At 61.3% G+C, this 23,937-nt stretch carries 13 protein-coding genes; 9 read left to right on the forward strand and 4 right to left on the reverse strand.

Features of this window, described 5'->3' with window-relative positions:
• Window positions 1-72 precede the first annotated feature (72 nt).
• Window positions 73-1,140 carry an N-acyl homoserine lactonase gene (locus HU760_RS13910; protein ID WP_186676793.1) on the forward strand — a complete coding sequence of 356 codons (1,068 nt, stop codon included), beginning with the start codon at window positions 73-75 and terminating at the stop codon, window positions 1,138-1,140.
• 134 nt (window positions 1,141-1,274) lie between these two features.
• On the opposite strand, the gene ilvA is transcribed toward HU760_RS13910, so the two are convergent.
• Window positions 1,275-2,837 carry a threonine ammonia-lyase, biosynthetic gene (gene ilvA / locus HU760_RS13915; protein WP_186676791.1) on the reverse strand — a complete coding sequence of 521 codons (1,563 nt, stop codon included), beginning with the start codon at window positions 2,835-2,837 and terminating at the stop codon, window positions 1,275-1,277.
• Between the two features lie 184 nt (window positions 2,838-3,021).
• A complete protein-coding gene (locus tag HU760_RS13920; protein ID WP_186676790.1) occupies window positions 3,022-3,453 on the reverse strand; it encodes a PACE efflux transporter in 432 nt (143 codons plus the stop codon).
• A gap of 192 nt (window positions 3,454-3,645) precedes the next feature.
• On the opposite strand from HU760_RS13920, the gene nfrB reads away from it, so the two are divergent.
• From nfrB to HU760_RS13940, 4 genes are read left to right on the forward strand one after another with little or no spacing between them, the layout of a single operon-like run.
• On the forward strand, window positions 3,646-5,820 hold the full coding sequence (gene nfrB, locus HU760_RS13925; protein ID WP_186676786.1) for a cyclic di-3',5'-guanylate-activated glycosyltransferase NfrB: 2,175 nt from the start codon (window positions 3,646-3,648) through the stop codon (window positions 5,818-5,820).
• Window positions 5,817-8,822: a phage receptor gene (locus tag HU760_RS13930; RefSeq protein ID WP_186676784.1), complete on the forward strand. Its 3,006-nt coding sequence runs from the start codon at window positions 5,817-5,819 to the stop codon at window positions 8,820-8,822. Before nfrB ends, HU760_RS13930 begins: the two co-directional genes overlap by 4 nt.
• Window positions 8,822-9,661, forward strand: coding sequence for a DUF4434 family protein (locus HU760_RS13935; RefSeq protein ID WP_186676782.1), 840 nt, complete (start codon window positions 8,822-8,824; stop codon window positions 9,659-9,661). Before HU760_RS13930 ends, HU760_RS13935 begins: the two co-directional genes overlap by 1 nt.
• A gap of 43 nt (window positions 9,662-9,704) precedes the next feature.
• The gene (locus HU760_RS13940) at window positions 9,705-10,796 is read left to right on the forward strand and encodes a GGDEF domain-containing protein (protein WP_186676781.1); all 1,092 of its coding nucleotides are present in this window, start codon (window positions 9,705-9,707) and stop codon (window positions 10,794-10,796) included.
• A gap of 20 nt (window positions 10,797-10,816) precedes the next feature.
• Here HU760_RS13940 and HU760_RS13945 read toward each other — a convergent pair whose 3' ends face one another.
• Window positions 10,817-12,115, reverse strand: coding sequence for an ATP-binding protein (locus HU760_RS13945; RefSeq protein ID WP_186676779.1), 1,299 nt, complete (start codon window positions 12,113-12,115; stop codon window positions 10,817-10,819).
• A 6-nt stretch (window positions 12,116-12,121) separates the two neighbouring features.
• Entirely contained in the window at window positions 12,122-12,823 is a 702-nt protein-coding gene (locus tag HU760_RS13950; protein WP_186676775.1) for a response regulator, read from the reverse strand.
• Between the two features lie 273 nt (window positions 12,824-13,096).
• Here HU760_RS13950 and HU760_RS13955 point away from each other — a divergent pair, with 273 nt between their 5' ends.
• The 4 genes from HU760_RS13955 (at window position 13,097) to HU760_RS13970 (ending at window position 23,864) form a co-directional block, all read left to right on the forward strand.
• Window positions 13,097-14,272, forward strand: a complete 1,176-nt coding sequence (locus HU760_RS13955; RefSeq protein ID WP_186676772.1) for an efflux RND transporter periplasmic adaptor subunit — start codon at window positions 13,097-13,099, stop codon at window positions 14,270-14,272.
• Window positions 14,273-14,283: 11 nt separating this feature from the next.
• Complete coding sequence (locus tag HU760_RS13960; RefSeq protein WP_186676770.1) at window positions 14,284-17,412, forward strand: multidrug efflux RND transporter permease subunit; 3,129 nt, start codon at window positions 14,284-14,286, stop codon at window positions 17,410-17,412.
• Between the two features lie 61 nt (window positions 17,413-17,473).
• The gene (gene mobA / locus HU760_RS13965; RefSeq protein ID WP_186676767.1) at window positions 17,474-18,055 is read left to right on the forward strand and encodes a molybdenum cofactor guanylyltransferase MobA; all 582 of its coding nucleotides are present in this window, start codon (window positions 17,474-17,476) and stop codon (window positions 18,053-18,055) included.
• Window positions 18,056-18,269: 214 nt separating this feature from the next.
• Complete coding sequence (locus tag HU760_RS13970) at window positions 18,270-23,864, forward strand: RHS repeat domain-containing protein (protein ID WP_186676764.1); 5,595 nt, start codon at window positions 18,270-18,272, stop codon at window positions 23,862-23,864.
• The last annotated feature ends 73 nt before the right edge of the window (window positions 23,865-23,937 follow it).

A 23,937-nucleotide genomic window follows, 5' to 3' on the forward strand; every position in this document is an offset into this window, starting at 1 on the left:
CGGCAACGGGAACGGTCGCGTCTTATCAAGGTAGCCCCCGGTGCCCTAACTCACCGTGCTCGGCATCACTCCTTGAGCCCCAACCGTAAACGCTCCCATCCTTATAAACAACTGACATTTTTATCAGTTGTCCGCCAGCCATTACCTCAGAAACAATCAGATTCGCCACACACTACTGCCAATACAATCTTCGACATGGCGGATCTTGCGATGAATTTTAAATATCTGCGCGAACTGGCAATATTAACGCTAACCCTCTCGGCGCTTTCAGCCTACAGTAACACGCTACCTCCTCCTGAAAAAACCACCCTCTCAACGTCGGCTTCGTTGACAAGCACGACGGACCCGGCAGCAGAACTGACGGACTGGTATAATTCGAGGGTATTCGACTGCGGCGCTCATGACAAACCAGCTTATGAATGCAGTGGTATCATGCTGCGCGTTACAGACAGCATGGGTAGCTTTTATCCGTGGGACCCTAGCGACAAGTCAGTGGCAAGTGGCGGTGTATCCTTCTCATGGTTAAGAAATAATTCCAGATTCCTGAAACTCGCCTGGGGTGGCACCAACGGCCTCGTATTCTACCCCAGCCGACTTACGCCACCCGGCAAGAAGAACGATATTGCTGTGCTCTGCGCATTCCCAATGGATGCGGCGACAGATCATCGCGCGGACAAGGGTTGCGGGGCCTATTCCAGTTACCCCAAGAGCGGCATGTGCCAGAAACAAGGCATTTGGGATTCCCGCGAATGGATCAAAATGTCATATAACCCCGCCACTAATAAGCATCTTGGTCCTTGCGGGTTCGGCATGCAGGACCCTGGGACTAAACATCTGTCCGCGCATTTTTTCTGGGCAAGCCTCTGGGCGCGTGGCTGGATGAACTACTCTGACACCATGAGGATCAGTCAAAACGAACTCCGCCTTTCTACTTGGTCTCGCGGCATAGGCAATACACTGCCCATCCATTCATTCTTCTATCTTAAAGGGAGTAACGGGCTGACTGCGGCGAGAAGGGATCAACAGCGCTATTACGATGCCTACCGGCAGATCATCCCTATCGTTCAAATAGCGCTACCTACAGAACTTAGCAAGCATGCTTCCTTTGCCTATCTGCCCACCGACCAAGTCATTAAATAAAGCCAACGCCTGCAATAGGCTGACTACAGCGCGGAATATCGGTGCACTGAAAGCGAACCGGTATCCCGACTGGATGGCCAGCAAAGGCGTGCATAACTGTGGGACGCCCGCTGGAATGGCCGATCCAAAATACCTTATCCCAAGAACAGCTGATACGCCGGGTTATCAGTCTCATCCCAGTAGCGGTAGCCCATCTCGTCCAGCGCCTGTGGCAAGCCGGCCTGCTCATCCAGCGGCACTTCCAGCGCCGCGAACACCCGCGCCTGGGCCGCGCCATGATTGCGATAATGGAACAGGCTGATGTTCCAGCGCTTGCCCAACCGCTCCAGAAAGCCCAGCAAAGCCCCTGGTCGTTCGGGGAATTCGAAGCGCAGCACCCTCTCATTGGTCCCCGACGCGGCATGCCCACCCACGGTATGCCGCACGTGCAGCTTGGCCAGTTCGTTGTCGGTCAGGTCGAGTACGCTGTAGCCCTGTTCACGCAGGCTGGCCAGCAGTTGCTCACGCGGATCGTGCACGGGGTGGGTCTGTACGCCAACGAACAGGCGCGCCTCCTTACCCGGATAGTAGCGGTAGTTGAACTCGGTGATCTGCCGCTTGCCCAGCGCCTGGCAGAATGCGCGGAAGCTGCCGGGCTGCTCGGGGATGGTCACCGCGATGATCGCCTCGCGCTGTTCACCCAGCTCGGCGCGCTCGGCCACATGGCGCAGGCGGTCGAAATTGACGTTGGCGCCGGAGTCGATGGCTACCAGGGTCTGCCCCTGCACGCCCTCGCGCGCCACATACTTCTTGATCCCGGCCACAGCCAGCGCGCCGGACGGCTCGGTGATCGAACGAGTGTCGTCGTAGATGTGCTTGATCGCTGCGCACAACTCGTCGCTGCTCACAGTCAGCACTTCATCGACGAAATGCCGGCACAGCTCGAAGCAATGAGCACCAATCTGCGCAACCGCCACACCGTCGGCGAAGGTGCCGACCTGCGACAGGATCACCCGTTCGCCAGCGGCCATGGCGGCCTGCAGGCAGTTTGAGTCTTCTGGCTCGACGCCGATCACCTTCACCTCCGGGCGCAGGTACTTCACATAGGCTGCAATACCAGCGATCAGCCCGCCACCACCGACCGGCACGAAGATGGCGTCCAGCGCGCCCGGGTGCTGGCGGAGGATTTCCATGGCCACGGTGCCTTGCCCGGCGATCACGTCCGGGTCATCGAACGGTGGCACGAAGGTAGCACCTTCGCTGTCGGCCAGTTGCAGCGCATGGGCCAGCGCATGAGGGAAGCTCTCACCGTGCAACACGACATGGCCGCCGCGCGAACGCACACCTTCCACTTTCAGTGACGGTGTCGTGGTAGGCATGACAATGGTGGCTTTCATGCCCAGGTGCGAGGCCGCCAGGGCCACGCCCTGGGCATGGTTGCCCGCCGATGCGGTGATGACCCCGCGCTCGCGCTGTACGCTGCTCAGCCGCGAAAGACGCGTGTAGGCACCACGGATCTTGAACGAGAAGGTCGGTTGCAGGTCTTCGCGCTTGAGCAGCACCTGGTTGCCAAGGCTTGCCGACAGCGCCGGGGCGGCTTGCAAAGGCGTCTCGATAGCCAGGTCGTATACCGGCGCGGACAGAATACGGCGCACCTGTTCCGACAGCAGTTGCTGCGCGGTGGTCGGGGTACGAGGGCCGACAGTGAGGCTGGTCATCGATTGCAACTCCTTGGCTCTTATTCACGTTGCCCAGGAGTCAGAGAGAAGAAACCCGCCTCCAGGGCGGGTTCGGTGCACGTACGCGCTAGCCCGCCAAGCTGATAATGGCGGTAATAATAATGGCGTGGGTGTGCGGGAAGGTTTTCATGGACAAGAACTTAGCCGGTCCTGCGGCATGAAGTCAACACTTGGCGTGCTGCGCCGAAAGCGGCACGTCGAACACCTTGTCGAAGCCCCACTGGAAGACAAACGCATAAACGAAGAAGAACACGAACAACGCCAGGTTGGTCAGCAGCGCCGCCCACAGGCTGACATCCAGCCAGTAGGCCACCAGCGGCAGCAGGATCAGCACCAACCCGCCTTCGAAGCCCAGGGCATGCAACAGGCGCCGCAGGAAGGTACGCTCAGGTCGGCGCTGACGCGCTTCCCAGCGTTCGAATACCCAGTTGTAGGCCATGTTCCAGCTCATCGCGATACCCGACATCAGCACCGACAACACGGTCGACTGCGCCATACCTGCGCCGAACGCCAGCTCCAGCGCGGGTGCCACACAGGCCACGGCGATGGCTTCGTAGAGAATGGCCTGGACGATCTTGCGTGCCTTGCCTTGCATGTTCTGCTCCCTGGGTGAACGACCTGTAAACTACTCGAAGTGGCTTGCAAGAAAAAGCCTGAAATTTGGACAACACTGCATCCGGCTGCTTGTATCTATCGAGGACAGACGCCGACATGTCGTACTACTTCGTCCAAGGAATCGAACGAGGATAAAGACAATGGCTTACGCCTTATTACTGGTGGCCGGCACATGAGCCTGGCATTCATCGATTTCCTGACCTACGTGCTGTTCGGCCTGAAGATCTTCGCCATCGTGCTGGCCTCGCTGATGTTCCTGCTGGGCCTGGATGACCTGTTCATCGACCTGTGCTTCTGGTGCCGCAAGCTGGTCCGGCGGTTTCGTATCTACGACAAGTACGAAAGAGCCGACGAAAAACGCTTGTTCGAAGTACCGGAAAAGCCCCTGGCGATCATGGTCCCGGCCTGGAACGAAGTGGGCGTGGTGGGAGAAATGGCGCGCCTCGCAGCCTCGACCATCGACTACGAGAATTACCAGATCTTCGTCGGTACCTACCCCAACGACCCGCAAACCCAGGCCGATGTCGACGCGGTGTGCCTGCACTACCCCAACGTGCACAAGGTGGTCTGCGCGCGCCCCGGCCCCACCAGCAAGGCCGACTGCCTGAACAACATCATCGACGCCCTGCTGCGCTTCCAGCAGGACGCCGGCATCGAATTCGCCGGTTTCATCCTGCATGACGCCGAAGACGTGATTTCACCCATGGAGTTGCGCCTGTTCAATTACCTGCTGCCGAACAAGGACATGATCCAGATCCCGGTATACCCCTACGCACCGGAATGGAAAGGCTTCACCGCCGGCCATTATGTCGACGAATTTGCCGAGAACCACGGCAAGGACGTGATCGTGCGCGAAGCCCTGACCGGCCAGGTGCCCAGTGCAGGCGTGGGCACCTGCTTCAGCCGCCGCGCCATCGCCGCACTGCTTGAGGACGGCGACGGCATCGCCTTCGACGTGCAGAGCCTTACCGAAGACTACGACATCGGTTTTCGCCTGAAGCAAAAGGGCATGAAGTGCATTTTCGCCCGCTACTCCATCACCGACCCGAACCTGACCCTGCAGCAGGAGTGGCGCCCGGGCATGAGCCGCGAATTCTCGCAGGTGATCTGCGTGCGCGAGCACTTCCCGCGCGACTGGCAACACGCCATTCGGCAGAAGTCGCGGTGGATCGTCGGCATCGTGTTCCAGGGCACCAGCAACCTTGGCTGGAGCCGCAAGGGCGCGCTCAACTACTTTCTCTGGCGTGACCGCCGCGGGTTGTTCGCCTACCTGCTGAGCTTCCTGGTCAACCTGTTGCTGCTGGTGTTGCTGGCCATGTGGCTGGTCACGGTAATTGCACCGGAGTCGTGGCGCTTCATGTCGATCCTCGATGACAGCCCGCTGCTGGCCAGCTTGCTCTGGCTGAACGGGCTGCTGCTGGTCAACCGCCTGTTCCAGCGCGCCTGGTTCGTCACCCGCTTCTATGGCATCGGCGAGGGCCTACTGTCGGCACCACGGATGATGTGGAGCAACTTCGTCAACTTCTTCGCCAACTTGCGCGCCTTGCGCCAGGTGATGGAGATGGGCGACTCGCGGCGCGTGGCCTGGGACAAGACCACTCACGAATTCCCCGCCATCGCCGCCCCAGCCCGTACCCCGCTGGGCCAGCGCCTGATCGCCAAGGGCCTGATCAGCGACGAACAGTTGCAACAGGCGATCACCGGCCCGGTACGCCGCCGCCTGGGCCGCGAATTGCTGCTGCGCGGCTGGCTGAACAGCGAACAGCTGGTGGCTACCCTGGCCGAACAACTCGACCTGCCCTGGGCACCGCTGAACCCGTTCAAGCTCGACCCACACCTGATCGCCAAGCTGCCACGCAAGCTGGCCACGCACTATGGTGTGCTACCGGTAGCCGAAGCCGGCGACACGCTGATCCTGGCCAGCGAAAGCCCAGTCAGCCAAGTATCGCTGGGGGTGATAAGCCGCCAGTTGAAACGCCCGGTCAGCGCGCGACTGGCGCCACAGGGCCGGGTGACCCTGGGCCTGCGTTATCACTACCCGAGCCCCTGGCAGAAGCCGGAAACCCGCGAGATGCTGGCCGTTCTGGAACGCTGCCAGGACGATGAAGCGCTGCTGGAACGGGTCAGCCATCACCAGGTGATGCTCGGTGCCCTGCTGCAGGTGCGCGGCATGGTGCCAGTTACCCTGTTCAACCAGGCGCTGATCGACTACAACCCAGACCACCAAAGCCTGGGCGAATACCTGATCACCCGCGGCATCATCACCGAGCAGGTGCTGCATGAGGCCCTGATCGAACAGGCCAGCGAACAGCAGGCCGCCTTTGACCTGACCCGGGAGGTGGCATGAAGCCGCGCTTTTCCCTCACTTTCACTGGCCTGTTGCTGTGTTCCGCTGCCCTGCCAAGCGCGGCGTCGACGCCGATGACCGACTTCCAGCGGTTCACCAGCTACCCGTTCATGGAACGTAGCTACCGAGAGGCGAAGAAGGACAACTGGGCCGAGGTCGAGCGCCTGACCCGTCACGTCCTCGACCGGGTACCGAACAATGACGAAGCCCGCGCGCTGCTGATGGAGGCCCTGGCCCACCAACGCCGCTACCAGGAAGCCGAAGCGCTGGCTGAACAACTGGCTGACGACCCTGCGCATGCCAACGCCCTGCTCGAACTGCGTCTGGCCTGGATCGAACAGGACCCGCCCCCGGCCAGCCAGGTGGAGCGCTGGCTGGCCAGCAGCGATGGCAGCCAGCGCGTGCGCCTGTGGCAGGCCTACAGCCTGAGCCTGGCCAAGTCCGGTGGCGCCGCCAAGGCCCTGGAGTGGCTCAATCATCTGCCACCACGGGAGGACGGCCAAGTGCTGCGCCTGGCCCGGGCCAACTTCGCCGAACAGCTGCACAACTGGAAGGAAACCATCGAGCAGCTACAGCCGCTCGCCGACCAGCGCCAGTTGCCTGCCCAGGACTGGCAGCGCCTGGCCAATGCCTATGTCCAGCAGGTTGACGAAAACGGCTTGAACGCACTGCTGCCCAGTGCGCCATCCGCCGCAGCCGCCGACCAGGCCCGCCTGGCCATGGCCAACCGGGCCATCGCCGTCGGCCAGAACCAACAGGCCCAGCGCTGGCTGCAGGCGCTGCCGGCCGAGCAACTGAACCAGCCAGTGCAGCGCCAGCAGCTGTGGGAACTGGCCCGCGAAGGCCAGGACGCCGCGCTGGTGCAGCGCCTGAGCAATGAACTGCAGCGCCCCTGCCTGGAAACCGTCGACTGGCTGTCGCGCCGGGACCCGGCGCTGGCCCGCGAACAATTCAAGGGTTGCACTGCCGGCACCGATCCCAAGGCCTACGCCGTGCTCAGGCAGCGTCTGTACGGTGACCCGCCACAGCCACCGCAACCACACACTGCCGCCGAATGGGAAAAACGCTACCGGCAAAGCGGTGACCTGGCCGCCCTGGAGCAAGCCACCTTCCTGCTGACCCAACAGGGCTACACGGATCACGCCCGGCAATTGCTGGAGCAAGCCTACGACCGCCACCAGGGCCGCCTTGCCCCATCGCTGCTGCAGCGCCTGGGCAACCTGTATGCACGCAACGACGGGCCGCTGGACCGTCGCCGCATGCTCGGCCTGGCCCCCCGGGTTGACGCCAATACCCGTGCCCAGCTGCTCGGCCGCCTGGCCGAGGCCGGCCACTGCGATGCTGTGCGCCAGGCCATGCCAGCCGCCCCGAGCGAACCCGGCCAGTACCGCGCGCTGGGCCGCTGCGCCATGCCCGACCAGCCCGGTGAAGCGGTCGTCTACTATCAGGCTGCCGAGCGCCTGGGCGACCGTGGCAGCCGTCTGCCGCTGGCCTATGCCCTCGAGGCCGCCGGCGATTCCGAGGCCGCCCTGGCCATCTGGCGCAGCCTGCCGGACAGTACCTGGACCGAAAACGCCCGCCTCACTGCTGCCCGTGGCGCGCTGAATGCCGGCGACCCGCAGGCGGCCCGACGCTATTGGGAGGCCGCCGGGCACCATAGCGCCGACGACTGGGCGTTGGGTGCCGCCATCGCCCAGCAGCAAGGCGACTATCAGGGCGCGCTGGGCTTGCAGCGCCAGGCCCTGGCGCATGCTCCGCGAGCCGACCATTACTACGCCGCCGCCAGCACCGCGCAACTGGCCGGCGACACCGCGCAAAGCAGCGCCTGGCTGGCCGAAGCCGTACGCCTGGCCCCCGACCAGCCGCGCTACCGCGCCGACTATGGCATGCGCCTGGCCGGCTCGGCAGACAAGCACCAGCGCCGCCAGTCGATCCCCTTGCTGGAACGTGCCACCCACGACTTTCCCGAGGATTACCGCCTGGGCGAGACGCTGGCCTTGCGCTACGACGAGGTCGAAGACAGCGCCGCGGCACGTCGCGAGCTGCGCCGCGTGCTCGATGTGGAGCAGAACCTGGTCGACGGCGATGATGAATACGGCAGCCTGGAAGCCCGCAAGTACCGCCAGCGGCGGGCCCATGAGAGCCTGTCGCGGCGCGACACCATCACTCTGGCCAGCACCTGGTCGCCGGCCGGTACCTCGACCAACGACAAGTTCCTCGACGATGGCCAGCGCAGCGGCACCTCGCGCCGCGCGCAATCGCAGAACGTGCAGTTGGCCATGTGGGACCACGCCCTGGGCGAGGAGCCAAGCCGCAACGGCAGCACCTTGTCGGTGTATGGCCGGGTGCTGTTCGGCGGGCAAAGCCGCACCGACTATGCACAAAGCGTGGGCACGGGGGTGGGCCTGCGCTACAAGCCACTCGGCCAGGCCAACCTCAACCTGTATGCCGAGCTGTATCACCAGCGGCAGATCGACGAAACGCACTATCGCGGCCTGAGCCTGGGCCAGCTGCTGAGCCCGGCCAAGGTCGGTGGTAACTGGGGCGACCTGCGCCACCATGCCGAATCGAGCAATGACCTGCTGCTGCGCGCCACCGCCTCGTTCCTCGACCAGGGCGCCTGGCGCAACGACTGGCGGGTTGATGAAGACGACTGGAACGAGCGCTTCCTGTACCTCGACGCTGCCTGGTGGACCCGCGCCGGTGACCACGCCTGGCTGTCGCGCTATCAGCAGGGCCATGCCTGGAAGCTGCCGGGCAGTTCACCGCAAACCCTCATGCCGTATGGCTTTGTCGAATTCTCCAGCCAGGACCCGAGCAACGACTGGCGCCAGGACGCGCGGGCCGGGGTCGGCGTGCGCTGGCAATGGTGGTTCGATGACGACCGCTACAACGCCTACCGCGGTTCGCTGAAAGTGCGGGCCGAGTACCAGCAATCGCTGGGCGGCAATCTATACGAGCGCGCCAATGGCGTGCTGGTCGGTGCGGAGATGACCTTCTGATGCGTACGATCCTGGCCCTGTGCCTGCTCGCCCTGTGTCTGCCGGCCAGCGCCGACCAGCGCCTGTTCTACCAACCCCTCAACCGCGATGCCGGTATCACCCCTGCCCAATGGCAACAGCTGTGGCGCGCCACCGCAGCCCAGGGCGGCAAGACCCTGATCGTGCAATGGAGCGCCTACGGCGACAGCGATTTCGGCGGCGCGAACGGCTGGCTGGCCAACAGCCTGCGCAGCGCCCGCGCCGAAGGCTTGCAGCTGGTGCTGGGGCTGTACATGGACCCGGCCTATTACCAGCGCCTCGACGAGCTCGATGGTGACGGCCTCGACTCGTACTGGAAGGCACAGTTGGGGCGCTCGCTCAGCCACTACCGGCAACTGCGCCAGACGTGGCAGTTGCCGGTGGATGGCTGGTACCTGCCGATGGAACTGGACGACCTGCATTTTCGTCAAGCCGAGCGGCGCGAAGCGCTGTTCAGCCAATTGCAGGCCTTCAACCGCCAGCTCGACAAACCCCTGCACATCAGTGCTTTCAGCGCGGGCAAACTGTCGCCACGGGTCAATGCCGCCTGGCTGGATCAACTGGCCGGCCTGGGCATGACCGTGTGGTGGCAGGACGGCACGGGCACCGGGCGCTTGCCCGCGCTGGTGCGCCAGGGCTATGAGCAGGCCTTGCCGTGCCGGGTGGGTGTAGTGCGCGAGGCGTTCCGCCAGGTGAGTGCGCCAGGGCAGGCGTTCCGGGCCGAGCCTGCCGAACCGAAGCTGGGCGGCAGCTGCCATGCCGAGGCGGTGTTCGACTTGCGCTATCGCCCCTGGGCGCGGGGTATTCTGCCCAACAATTGAGGCGTCAGACCCGGCCCCTTCGCAGTACACCCAGGAGCTAGCGATGTTCAAGACCATCGAAGCGCACGTACGCAAGCAGGTCGCCCCCGCCGCCCTGCGCGCCGAGTTCCGCCAGCACGAATTCGAGTCCATGCGCCCGTTCTGCCTGCTGGTGTTCTGCGTCAGTATCCTGATCTGGCTGGTCTTCGACCTGATCGTCAGTTTCCTCGGCGGCCAGGGCTTCACCTGGCTGTCGTGCGTGTTCCTCGCCCTGCTCGGCTGCCTCACCTTGGTGCTGCGGTTCACCCGCCGTAGCCATCACTTCGATGTGCTCAATCTGCTGTTCATCACCGTTATCACCCTGGGCATGCGCCTGGTGATCGAAGGCATCCCGGTGGCCCAGCGCCCGGTGTGGCTGGTACTCGGGGTGTCCACCGTGCTGTATGCCGTGTCGGTGCTACCGGTTCGGCGCTGGTCGTTCTTCTGCGCCATGGCCATCACCTGGGTGATGCTCAACCCGTTCTATCACACCCGTATCGACGCGGACGAGCTGGAAGGCGCCATGCTGCTGAGCTACGCAGTGTTCCTCAGCGGCCTGGTCATCTACAGCTACGTGCAGATGCGCAAGGCCAAGCTGCACAATTTCTATCTGTCCAAGGTGCTGCTGGAGCAGGCCTATGTTGACGCCCTGACGGAAATCCCCAACCGCCGCTCGTTCATGACCCAGGCCGGCCAACAGCTGCGCCTGGCCAAGGCCGGGCAGTACCTGGCGATGATCGACATCGACAATTTCAAACGGGTGAATGACCGCTTTGGCCATGACGTGGGTGATGAAGTGCTCAAGCGCGTGGCCATGCATATCAAGGCGAGCATGACCGGTTTCGAATTCGCCAGGCTGGGCGGCGAGGAGTTCGCGGTGTTTTTCCAGGGGCTGGACCAGCAAGGCGTCGAGCAGCGGGTGGCGGGGTTGTGCCAACGGGTACGCGAGGACATTGCCGAACACCCGGTGACCGTCAGTATCGGCCTGGCCCGGGTAGACCTGGGAGACAGCCTGACCACGGCGCTGGTGCGCGCCGACCAGGCGCTGTATGAAGCCAAGCACAGTGGCAAGGACCGCTTTGTGCTGTGGTCGGCCCGGCTGGCAGACAGCGAATAGCAGCCGGCACAGGCGACACATCAACCGGCAGGCAGGCGAATCCGGAACTGCGCCCCGCCCAGCGCCGACTGTGCCACGGTCAGGGTCCCGCCCTGCCCTTCGATCGCCCGTCGGCTGATCGCCAGGCCCAGGCCAAACCCGCCGGTATTGCGGTCACGGCTGCGGTCCAGCCGATAGAACGGCTGGAAGATCCGTTCGCGCTCTGCTACCGGTATGCCAATGCCGTCATCTTCCACCGTCACCAGGCAGGTACCATCTTCCTCCCGACGCAACCGCAGCAACAAACTCTCGTCGCAATAACGCATGGCGTTGCGCACCAGGTTCTGCACCGCCCGTGCCGTCAACCGTGGGTCGAGCACAAATCGCGGCAAGTCACCCTCGGCCCGTACCTCCCACTGGATACCCCGGCCATCGAGCTCCTCGGCAAAGCCACCCAGCACGCTGTCGACCAACTCCAGCAGCGACACCTCGACCCGCTCGCGGGCCTGGTCGGCGTTGTACAACCGACTATAGGACAACAGCTCCAGCACCAGCTCATCCAGCTCACGCACATGCCCCACCAGTTCCAGCAGGCGCTTGCGGCAGGCCGGTGGCACTTCGTCGAACAGCAGCACCAGGCCGAAGTCCAGCCGGGTCAGCGGTGTGCGCAACTCGTGCGATACCGCATTGAGCAGCTCGCGTTGCTGGTTGACATGGCGTTCCAGGTCGCCGGCCATGGTGTCGAACACCCGGGCCAGCTCACCGATGTTGGAATGCGGCGAGATGTGCGTGCGCTCGGCCATCTGCCCTTGGCCCAGGCGCCGAGCGGTTTCTTTCAAACGCTCCAGGTCGCGCCAGTGCGGCCATACCCACAGCAGCAGGCAGCCGAGCATGACCGCACCGATCAGCACGGTCACCCCCCACGACAGCACGTTGATGTCCAGCGGGTCGGGGGGCGAGTGCAGGCGCACCAGCCATTCCTTGTCCAGCGGTGCCAGCACCGTCTCGTAGTAGCCCCACTCGGCGATGCGCACCGCGTACAGGCCATGCTCCAGGCGTGCCCGCTCGGCCTCGCTCAAGCCGGCCTGGTCCATGCGCAGCAGCTGCAACTGCAGCGGGGCGAAATCCCTGGCCAGTTCCTGTTCCACCGCCGGCCACTGCTCGCGCGGGGCCTGGCGGAACTGGCGCACGATCAGCGACTGCACGCCCTTGGCCTGGTCCAGGTTGTAGGCCATGAAGCGGTCCTGGAACAGGCCGACGATGCTGTCCGGGATCAACAACAGCGCACCGGCATAGGCCACGATGATCACCAGGTACAGCCGCACCAGAATCTTCAGCATGGGCGGTCAGCACTCCCACTCGACACGGCTGAACAGGTAACCCTTGCCCCACACGGTCTTGATCTTGCGCGCTTCGCCGGCGTTGTCGTCGAACTTGCGCCGCAGCTTGGAAATGGCCACGTCCACCGAACGGTCGGTGCCATTGAACTCGATACCGCGCAACTGCTGCAGGATGCGGTCACGGTTCAGCACCTCGCCGGCATTGCGCGCCAGCACCACCAGCAGGTTGTATTCGCCACTGGACAGCTCCACCTCTTCGCCGCGCCAGCTCACCGTACGTTCGGCCAGGTCGATGCGCAGGCCACCGATCAGGATCAGCTCGTTGTCCAGGCGTGGTTCATGGACGCTGCTGCGGCGCAGCAGGGTGCGCACGCGGGCCAGCAGCACGCGCGGCTCGCAGGGTTTGGTCACATAGTCGTCGGCGCCCATTTCCAGGCCCAGCACCTGGTCGTGGCTGTCATCGCGGGCGGTCAGCATCAGGATCGGCAGGCTCTGCGATTCCTGGCGCAACAGGCGGCACAGCTGCAGCCCATCGATGCCCGGCAGCATCAGGTCGAGGATCACCAGGTCGGGCTTTTGCCGGCGGTACTCGTCCAGCACATGATCGCCACGGGCGATCACCTGGACATGGAAGTCGTTGCGTTGCAGGTAGCTGGCGATCAGTTCGGACAGGGCGCTGTCATCTTCGACCAGGAAAATATTCGGCATAGGCGCTTGGGAATCTGGGTTGGGGTAAGACCTCACCGGCCTCTTCGCGGGCTTGCCCGCTCCCGCAGGGACCCAACAGCACTTGAAAGCTGTGCAGTCCCTGTGGGAGCGGGCAAGCCCGCGAAGAGGCCGGCACAGGAATACTCAGGATATAGAACACTACAGGCAGACAGGATTGTTCTTCACACTTTTTAACACTCGTCCTACAGGTATTAACAGCCACGCAAGGAACGCCTGCCGTAGCATACCGGCGGTCATCATCGGAAGATCCGTATGTCTACTACCCTCCCCCCACGCTTGCGCCCGTTGGCGCTTCTGGCGTTCCTGAGCCTGTCCCTGGCCGGCTGCGACGACAGCGCCGAACAGGAAGAACAGGCCCCCACCCCGCAAGTGCGGGTGGAAACCCTGCAACTGCAGCCACTGGCCATCAGCAGTGAGCTCAGCGGCCGTATCCTCGCGCCGCGCACCGCCGAAGTGCGGGCGCGTGTCGCGGGCGTTGTGCTCAAGCGGGTGTATCGCGAAGGCAGCGACGTCAAGCAGGGCGATGTGCTGTTCCTGATCGACCCGGCGCCGTTCAAGGCCGACCATGACAGCGCCCGCGCCACCCTGGCCAAGGCCGAGGCCACCCTGTACCAGGCGCGCCTGCAGGAGCAGCGCTACCGCGAGCTGGTCGACGACAAGGCCGTCAGCCGCCAGGAATACGACAACGCCAAGGCCGCTTTCCTGCAGGCCGACGCCGCCGTCGCCGAAGCCAGGGCCGCCCTGGAGCGCGCCCGCCTCAACCTCGGCTACGCCACCGTGACCGCGCCGATTTCCGGCCGGATCGGCCGCGCCCAGGTCACCGAAGGTGCGCTGGTCGGGCAGAACGAGACCACGCCACTGGCGACCATCCAGCAGCTGGACCCGATCCACGCCGATGTCACCCAGTCGACCCGCGAGCTGAATGCCTTGCGCCGTGCCCTGCGGGCCGGTGAGCTGCAGCAGGTTGGCGACGGTCAGGCCCGTGCCACGCTGATCCAGGACGACGGCAGTGCTTACCCACTGCCGGGTAAGCTGCTGTTCTCCGACATCAGCGTCGACCCCAGCACCAACCAGATCACCCTGCGCAGCGAGTTCCCCAACCCGGACCTCGACCTGCTGCCCGGCAGCTACGTGCGCGTGCGCCTGGAGCAGGCCGTGCAGCCCAAGGGCCTGAGCGTGCCGCAGCGCGCCATCCTGCGCGACAGCGCTGGCGTGCCCAAGGTGCTGGTGGTCGACCCGCAGGCCCGGGTCAGCGACCGCCAGGTGGTCCTGGGCAGCGCACAAGGCGACCGCTGGATCGTCAGCGAAGGCCTGGCCCCCGGCGAACGGGTGGTGGTCGAGGGCCTGCAACACGTCAAGGCCGGTGACCAGGTGCAGGTCGACGACGCATCAGGGGCAGCGCCCATCGCACAGCACACCGGCCAGTGAGGGCCTGATTCATGCCGCAATTCTTCATCGACCGCCCGGTATTCGCCTGGGTGGTCGCACTGTTCATCCTGCTGGCCGGTGCCCTGGCGATCCCGCAACTGCCAGTGGCCCAGTACCCCAATGTGGCACCGCCACAGGTGGAGATCTACGCCGTGTACCCAGGCGCCTCGGCCGCGACCATGGACGAAAGCGTGGTCAGCCTGATCGAGCAGGAACTCAACGGCGCCGACAACCTGCTGTACTTCGAGTCGCAGAGCAGCCTGGGCAGCGCCACCATCACCGCCACCTTCGCCCCGGGCACCAACCCGGACCTGGCCCAGGTCGACGTGCAGAACCGCCTGAAGGTGGTCGAGTCACGCCTGCCGCGCCCGGTCACCCAGCAGGGGCTGCAGGTGGAAAAGGTGTCCACCGGCTTCCTGCTGCTGGCCACCCTCACGTCGACAGATGGCAAGCTCGACGAAACCGCCTTGTCGGATATCCTCGCGCGCAACGTGATGGACGAAATCCGCCGCCTCAAGGGCGTCGGCAAGGCCCAGTTGTACGGTTCGGAGCGCGCCATGCGCATCTGGATCGACCCACGCAAGCTGATCGGCTTCAACCTCACGCCCAACGACGTGGCCACGGCCGTCGCGGCGCAGAACATCCAGGTTGCGCCTGGCAGCATCGGCGACCTGCCCGGCCGCGGCACCCAGGAAATCACCGCCAACGTGGTGGTCAAGGGCCAGCTGAGTACCCCCGAGGAGTTCGCCGCCATTGTCCTGCGCGCCAACCCGGACGGCTCCAGCGTTACCATTGGTGATGTCGCCCGGGTCGAGATCGGCGCCCAGGAGTACCAGTACGGCACCCGCCTGAACGGCAAGCCCGCCACCGCCTTCAGCGTGCAGCTGGCGCCGGGGGCCAACGCCATGGAAACCGCCACGTTGGTGCGGGCAAAAATGCAGGACCTGGCGCGCTACTTCCCCGAAGGCGTCAAGTACGACATCCCCTACGACACCTCGCCATTCGTCAAGGTGTCGATCGAGCAGGTGATCAATACCCTGTTCGAGGCCATGCTGCTGGTGTTCGCGGTGATGTTCCTGTTCCTGCAGAACCTGCGCTACACCCTGATCCCCACCCTGGTGGTGCCGGTGGCACTGATGGGCACCTTTGCCGTGATGCTGGCCATGGGCTTCTCGGTCAACGTGCTGACCCTGTTCGGCATGGTGCTGGCCATCGGCATCCTGGTCGACGATGCCATCGTGGTAGTGGAAAACGTCGAGCGGATCATGGCCGAGGAAGGCCTGCTGCCGAAAGCGGCCACACGCAAGGCCATGGGCCAGATCAGCGGCGCGATCGTCGGCATCACCCTGGTGCTGGTCGCAGTGTTCCTGCCCATGGCCTTCATGCCAGGCTCGGTGGGCGTGATCTACCAGCAGTTCTCGCTGTCGATGGCGGTGTCGATCCTGTTCTCGGCGTTTCTTGCCCTCAGCCTCACCCCGGCACTGTGCGCCACCTTGCTCAAGCCGGTGGCCAAGGGCGAGCAGCATGCGCGCAAAGGCTTCTTCGGCTGGTTCAACCGCCGTTTCGAGCGCATGAGCAACGGCTACCAGCGCTGGGTAATGCAGGCGCTCAAGCGCAGTGGCCGCTACCTGTTGGTGTACGCGGTGCTGCTGGCAGTGCTGGGCTATGGCTTCAGCCAGTTGCCGACGGCGTTCCTGCCCACCGAAGACCAGGGCTACACCATCACCGACATCCAGCTGCCGCCGGGCGCCAGTCGCATGCGCACCGAACAGGTGGCAGCCCAGATCGAGGCGCACAACGCCGAGGAGCCGGGCGTGGGCAACACCACGCTGATCCTGGGCTTCAGCTTCTCGGGCAGCGGGCAGAACGCGGCGCTGGCCTTCACCACGCTCAAGGACTGGTCGGAACGCGGTGCCGAAGACAGCGCCCAATCGATCGCCGACCGAGCCACCCTGGCCTTCACCCAGCTCAAGGACGCCGTGGCGTTCTCCGTGTTGCCGCCACCGATCGATGGCCTGGGCGAGTCGACCGGCTTCGAGTTCCGCCTGCAGGACCGCGGTGGCATGGGCCATGCCGCGCTGATGGCTGCCCGCGACGAGCTGCTGGCCAAGGCCGGCAAGAGCAAGGTACTGGCCAACGTGCGCGAAGCGTCGCTGGCGGAAAGCCCGCAGGTCCAGCTGGAAATCGACCGCCTTCAGGCCAATGCCCTTGGCGTGTCGTTCGCCGATATCGGCACGGTCCTGGACGTGGCCGTGGGTTCCAGCTACGTCAATGACTTTCCCAACCAGGGCCGCATGCAGCGGGTTGTGGTGCAAGCCGAAGGCGACCAGCGCAGCCAGGTCGAAGACCTGCTGAAAATCCATGTGCGCAACGACAGCGGCAAGATGGTGCCGTTGGGCGCCTTCGTCCAGGCCAGATGGATCAGCGGCCCGGTGCAACTGACGCGTTACAACGGCTACCCGGCGGTGTCGATTTCCGGGGAACCGGCAGCCGGCTACAGCTCGGGCGAAGCCATGGCCGAGATCGAGCGCCTGGTGGCCCAGTTGCCGGCCGGTGCCGGCCTGGAGTGGACCGGCCTGTCGCTGCAGGAACGGCTGTCCGGCAGCCAGGCACCGATGTTGATGGCGCTGTCGTTGCTGGTGGTGTTCCTGTGCCTGGCGGCGCTGTACGAAAGCTGGTCGATCCCGACCGCAGTGCTGCTGGTGGTGCCGCTTGGGGTACTCGGCGCGGTGCTGGCCGTGACCCTGCGCGGCATGCCCAACGACGTGTTCTTCAAGGTCGGCCTGATTACCCTGATCGGCCTGTCGGCGAAGAACGCCATCCTCATCATCGAGTTCGCCAAGAGCCTGGTGGACCAGGGCGTCGATGCCGTCGACGCAGCCGTGCAGGCTGCGCGCCTGCGCCTGCGCCCGATCGTGATGACCTCGCTGGCGTTCATCCTCGGCGTGGTGCCCCTGGCCATCGCCAGCGGCGCCAGCTCGGCCAGCCAGCAGGCGATCGGCACCGGGGTGATCGGCGGCATGCTCAGCGCCACCCTGGCGGTGGTGTTCGTGCCGGTGTTCTTCGTGGTGGTGACGCGCCTTGCCGGGCGCCGCCAGGCGGGTAATGCCGACACGCAGGCCGTGACCAACGACAGCTGACTGGACAAGCCCCGTGTGAAATGGGAGGGTTCCCGGCAACGACTGCCCGGAGCCCTTTTTCATGCCTGATGCCCTGCCCCCCTGCTCCATCCTCATTCTTGCCGGTGGCCGCGGCCAGCGCATGGGCGGCCGTGACAAGGGCCTGGTCGACTGGCGGGGCGAACCGTTGGTGGCGCATGTGCAGCGCGTGGTACGGCCGCTCAGCGATGACCTGGTGATTTCCTGCAACCGTAACCAGCAGGCCTACCAGGCGTATGCCGACCAGTTGGTGGGCGATGCCGAAGCGGACTACCCCGGGCCGCTGGCGGGGGTGATTGCCGGGCTCAAGGTGGCGCGGCATGAATGGGTGGTGCTGCTGGCCTGTGATGCGCCGCTGGTTGACCGGGGGCTGATCGAGGACCTGCTACGGCTGGCGGTAATCAGTGACAGTGCGGCCATGGTGCGCCAGGGTGGGTACTGGCAGCCGATGTTCAGCGTGCTGCCGCGCCGGCTGTTGCCGGTGCTGGAGCAAGCCTGGGCAGCGGGTGAACGGAGTTTGCAGAAGGCCTTGCTGCGTGAAGCGGTGCAAGGGCTGGAATGTAGTGACGATGATCGCAGGTTGAGCAACCTCAACAGCCCGGAGTTGTTGCCAAGCCACTTGTAGGGGAAGAAGCCAGGACAGGTCATTCAAAACAGGTAAACCGCTCTTCATACACCGCACGCCTCGCAAACTCCCTCGCATTCTCCGCATATTGTCAAGCATGCTACGCCTGATATTTTTGTCAGTTGTGGCTAAATCACAAAGCCTCCTTAATACCGTTCAGAGCACCTGTCATTCGATTGTCCGCCCCCTTATGCCTCTGAACAGGAAGATTGTCATGCCTCAGAACAGCGCGAGTGTCAGCGCATTGCCGACGCCCTATCCCATGCAGCATGAGGGGCTGTATCTCAACTTGCCGAGCCTGAATTGCATTTCCGTCGATCCGGCGACTGGTAGTGGCCATTTCAAGTTGCTGCTTGCGCGTTTGGGAGACGAGGAACATGGGGCGGCGTTTGAACTGGCTATCAGCAGCGCATGCTGTAAACCCTGTATATCCCTCCTGCCAGTAGGCACATGGTCTCAGTCCTTTAAAATGTTGAGTGAATGGGATGGAAGGCAGGCTGATTGGGACTACACCCTGAAGATCACTTCACTGCCTCACTCTGACGGGCGTTCAATCAACGCAACCTTGAATAATCACGGACGGGATGAGGGGCCAGGTTTCGTTCTGGATGCTGAAACTTTCGTACAGAAGCGCCTTGCCTTCGTCAACAGCCAGGAGGCCGGGGACCGCAGGTTAAGTGAAGCGGAGCTTGATGCACTCTCGGATGCGCAACTTCAAGCACGCCAGGAGCAATTTTCATATTTTAAAGAGATTGACGACTGCCAGATCAGCCTGATTGCCAAGAGCGGAATCGCTCAAATCTTCGATTGTGTAGGTACCGGCAAGGCCGGCAGCAATTCAAATATCTTGCTTACCCACTTCGTTCCAGCAGTCGGTAGGACACTCACCTTTACCTGGGACCGATCAGTTACCCCACCTCGCTTGACTGCAATCGACGATGACATCGGTCGATTGGTTTCGGTCACTTGGACGTCTGATCACAGGTTCTGTATAAAAATTTATCCTGATAGTGCCGAACAGAAGAAGTACGACTGCAGTATCGAGGACAAGGCATGGGCAATTGAGGTCAGGGGGGCCGATCCACTTGCAGAGAAACAGGTTTACCGTATTGATACTAGCCAAGGCAGAATCAACGGTGTCGAGCTCAAGACTCACTACAGGGTCGATGAAAAGCAAGAAACAGTGCGTGTCGACAGCGAAGCGCTCACCTACAAGGATGGCAAGATCACCTGTCGCAGCCTATCACTGGCAAGTGGGCTAGTAAAAGAGTGCTGTGAATACGCTTACGAAGAAAACAAGACGACCCAGGTCTTCAAGCGAGACCTGCAAACACTTACCACCCACGTTCAAGAGTTCGAGGACGGGCGTTTAGTGGCTAGCACAGTGACGTCCGGCGGTGTCACCACGGTCAGTCGCCAGGCTGTCACTGTTGATGAAGTTAAGGGCACCGTTACGTTGACCACCACGCACGCTGTAGGTGAACAGGACGCGTCGAAGAGTTCGGCCACTTTTGACGCAATGGGCAACTTGGTCCAGCTGTCAGAGGGTAACCAGATCACGGAATGGAGCTACTACAATAACTACAAGCACTATGAAGTAGAAGAATGGCGGACCGTCAAGCACGAGCCCGGATTTAGCGCCTTGCTGTACAAGGCCTTATGCGGAGTCATGTTCAGTGATGTGCTGCCTTTGAGATTGGGAAGTGAGAGTGGTCTGACCTCCAGCATCTGGACGCTATCCTCGGTTCGAGCGTCGGCTAGCGCCTGCGACTATGCCAAGCAAGCATTCAATCTGCCAGTAGATCTCAAGTATCCCGGGGATTTCTATGGTTTCTCCACGCATGTGGAATCCGAGAAGATCAGCCGCATCGCCGATGGTCAGACACACGTTGAGCAAGTGACCTATTTTGGCTACCGGTCGCTGGACTGCGCCCCTCGCAAAGGGCTGTCCAGGACTCATGTCATTGTACCCAAGGTGAAACTTACGGTCCTCGACCCCGACCTTGAGACGATCGACCTCGTCGAGATCCAGCAAAAAATAGCGGAAGCCGCTGCGCAGGACTGGCTGAATAGTCTGGACAAGCAGATAGCCAAAGCACATGGAGACGATGAGAAAAAAGCGTACCAGGCGATGAAAGCCAACTTGAAGGAAAGCCTGAAGGCACAAAGTAAACTCAATGCCACTGGTTTCAAACTCAAGAGTCTAAAAGCCTCAAGGATTCAGGTGGAAGAGCTAGAGTACCAAACTGACCCTGCACGACCAGGTTATGGCCAAGTCAACTCACAGACACTCTGTCTGCTGGATCAAGATGGCAAAGAGGTGTCGGACTCGAAGACTGTCACGTCGTTACAGTACAGTGCCGACGCCACGGACAATCGCAAGGCCTCAGTTACAACCACATTGAAGTGCCAGGATGTTGAATTAACCACCCGCCAGACGCGTGCCGGGTTCGCTGGTTTGGTACTGGAGACCGTTGATAGCAAAGGCATCGAGAACACATGGACCATTGCTAAAAATGGCTTGGTCAAGGACGAACAGATCAGCCACCGTACGAAAACCATGGAAAAGGTAATCTACAGCACCACACTGCTTGATAGGGGACTGTTCCGTTATCAGGCCATCGATAGTCAGTCCGGTGCAGGAGAGCGTGTCGTGGTGGATGGCCTGGGGCGCGAGCACAGCACAGAGGTTTCGTGGGATGGCAAGAACTGGCTACTGTGGACGGAATTTGGCCGGGATGAACAAGGACGTCGGAACAGCATCATCGAATATGATTATAACGCTACAGATGACTGCCAGTTCGTCCATAGTACTTCCTGGCATTACAATGAGGCCACAGGCAGTTGTACCATAACCCGAATATTGGAGGGCGCAGATGGCGTTGAAATCGACCGCAGTGTCGATATCGTATCCTCGGATGAAAACGGTATTACCTGCACCAACGGGCTGTGGAGACAGCATCGTCATTACGATCCCAAAAGCCGTAGTCTGACCCTGACTCAGGGTAATACAAATGGCGAGGGTGCTCAGCTCAAGCAGCAGATACTGTTCGCGGCAGATGGCTTGCCGCGGTCGTCCACAACGACGTCGGTCACTGGCAAAACGCAGGACAAGATCCAGGGCATGACGTTCGGCTTCAACTCAAATGGCCTCCTCAGCAACCTGAAGATGGATTCAGGGCAACAGTACAGTTACGAATATGACCGCTTTGGCCGTCCCACCATGCAGGACAATAACGGCATCGTGATTCGCAATCAATATTCGCCCAACAGCTTGTCGTCAGCGGCAACGGCCACAAGCATCGAAGGTGGAGACGATCACACCGAAGCAACCATGCTCGGGAAACAGACTATCGATGGTCTGGGACGGGTCAAGACGCGCACGGTTAATGATACAGCCACCCGTTTCAGGTATGAGGGGGCCGAAAGTTGGGGGGCAACCAACGAAGCAGATGGCCCCGGGGTGCTAGATGGCTACTCGTCCTCATGGGATGAGAATACCTTGACCTACACTGAAACCTGTCCATTAAAAGTGACGCGTTGGGATACAGGCGAATGGGCAACGACCTCTACTCGATACACCCGTCGCGGGCGACTACTCACTATTACCGACCTGCTCGGTTATATAACCACCTATAGCTACGATGTTCATGGCAGGGTGGCCAAGCTGTCAAATGCATGCTGCGAAACATCTTTCAGCTACACGGCCAATGGCCTACTGTCCCAAGAGGTAGTCAACGATCTCACGTCAGATTGTCGCGTAACGGTGACCTACCGTTATGACGTGATGGGCAACGAACTGTCTCGAACATTCGAATCTCCTGGCATGGCAACCCACACCTTGAGCCGAGAGCTATTGGCGGATGGGAGATTAAAAGCGAGCGTACTCACGGTGAACGGGGTGAAACATTCCAGCAACACATACGTCTACGATGTACAAGGCCGTATGACTGACAGCGTCGCACATAACAGTCATAATATTCTATTGCCACTCAATACTAAATATCATTATGACTATGACGTCCTCGGCAATATCGAGACCGTTGAGATAACCCGCACACCTCACCGAGCACTGTCTTTAATTAAATTATTACACCGCAGTGGCGCGAGACCACCATTCGACTCAATTCAACGCCGATACGCAATACCATCAACTGAGCTGATGAAGCGCAAGCACGAGACGCCTTTAAATGAATTAATAAAGCGTGAATACGCGACAGGAAAGCCCGGATTATTATCCAAACATAATGACCATTCTATAAAGGGTGACAATCAAGGGCGCTGGTCTGAAGTTGACAGCAGTCTTAATATTTATGCACCCAACGGGCAACTACAGATACATTCAGGAACCTCCGCCAACAGCCCTCTTTATTGTTATGAATACAATAACATCGGCCGCCTATGCATGCTCACTAGGTCGGACAAGGATTCATGTCGTGGCTATCAGTACCATTACCGCGACGGCAAGATCTACGCACGGACACAACGCACTATCAAATTGGTTGAATGTCAGCAGGTGGAGCAGCGTGTCCTGGCTCTACTCAACGATAGCCCAAGCTGCCTTCTGCAGGTCTCGCGCGAGGATGGCGGAAACACGGCTAACAGCTTTGAACTGCGTGACGCCGCAGGCACGGTATTTGCCACAGTAAGTAATCAAGGAACCATTAAATATCATTATTACACGCCGTATGGCGATAAACTATCGGACGACACGACCAGTCATTTGCTAGGTTTCAAAGGCGAAGCTGTACTTCCAGATGGTACCTACTACCTAGGTAGCCGGCGAGTGTATGACCCGCGCTTCATGTGTTTCCAGGTCCCTGACAGCTGGAGTCCGTTTGATGCTGGGGGGCCCGCGAGCTACGCCTACTGCGGGGGGGACCCGGTAAACTATCACGATCCAAGTGGGCACCAGATGGTAGCGCACTATCAGCGCCAGGAAGCTCTACCCGCGATGTACACCAAGGAGTTTCGAATTGGCATGGCGGTGGCTGGAGTGGTGATGGCACCACTTACCGGAGGTGCATCGCTGCAGATGACAATCGCGATCACGGGGCTTGCTGCAGTGTCTGCGGGGTTCGAGATTGCCTCGATCATGACCGAAGAAAGTGATCCGCAACTCTCCAAGGTAATGGGTTTCATGGGGTTCGCCTTCGGCATGAGTAGCTTGGCTGCAGGATTTGCAGGTATTCAGAAGGGCGCAGCTTCGGCCATAACCAGCCGCTCGGCGAGACTGCCCTTCAAGGGCAAGAGAGGCGCGATGGCAATGGGGGGTGCCATTGAGGATATCAATCCGTTGGATAAAGAAATACATTATATTGTCGACACTCATAAAGGAGGCAAGCGCATATCCATAACGGGACATGGTGTTTATGATGACTTCCTGGATACTTGGCTAATGGCAGGCGAAAACACTAATTATACGCCATCAAAATTATTGAGCAGCATGAAGTCAAACGGTATAGATCCGCAAAATTTTGATCACGTGCGTTTATTAATGTGCAGTTCGGCCGACGCCACATCCAAGAACGAATCATTTGCAGCGACCTTCGCAAGGTTGGCGAAAAAAAATGTAAAAGCCTATCATGGAAAGGTTCATGTCAGCTGGAGCTCAGAAGCAGTAACCGAGCTTTTCCAAAACCCACCCCTTGGCGTAAAACCACTTGATTGGATTACCAAGCAAAGAACCGCCATCATTTCTTCTGGCAACTTCCGGCAGGTTGTGCGCTACAAGCATATTCGCCTGTGGAAAAATTTTTTGAGAAGACACCCCAACCCAAATTACAAACCAGAAGTTTTTTCCCCTTGACTAGGTCAAACTCGCGACTAGACCGTCGAAGCCAACAGCGTTGGAGTCGCCTTCTCCCTGGTCAGCGCCACCA

The sequence above is a fragment of the Pseudomonas oryzicola genome (genome assembly GCF_014269185.2).
Taxonomy (GTDB): Bacteria; Pseudomonadota; Gammaproteobacteria; order Pseudomonadales; family Pseudomonadaceae; genus Aquipseudomonas; species Aquipseudomonas oryzicola.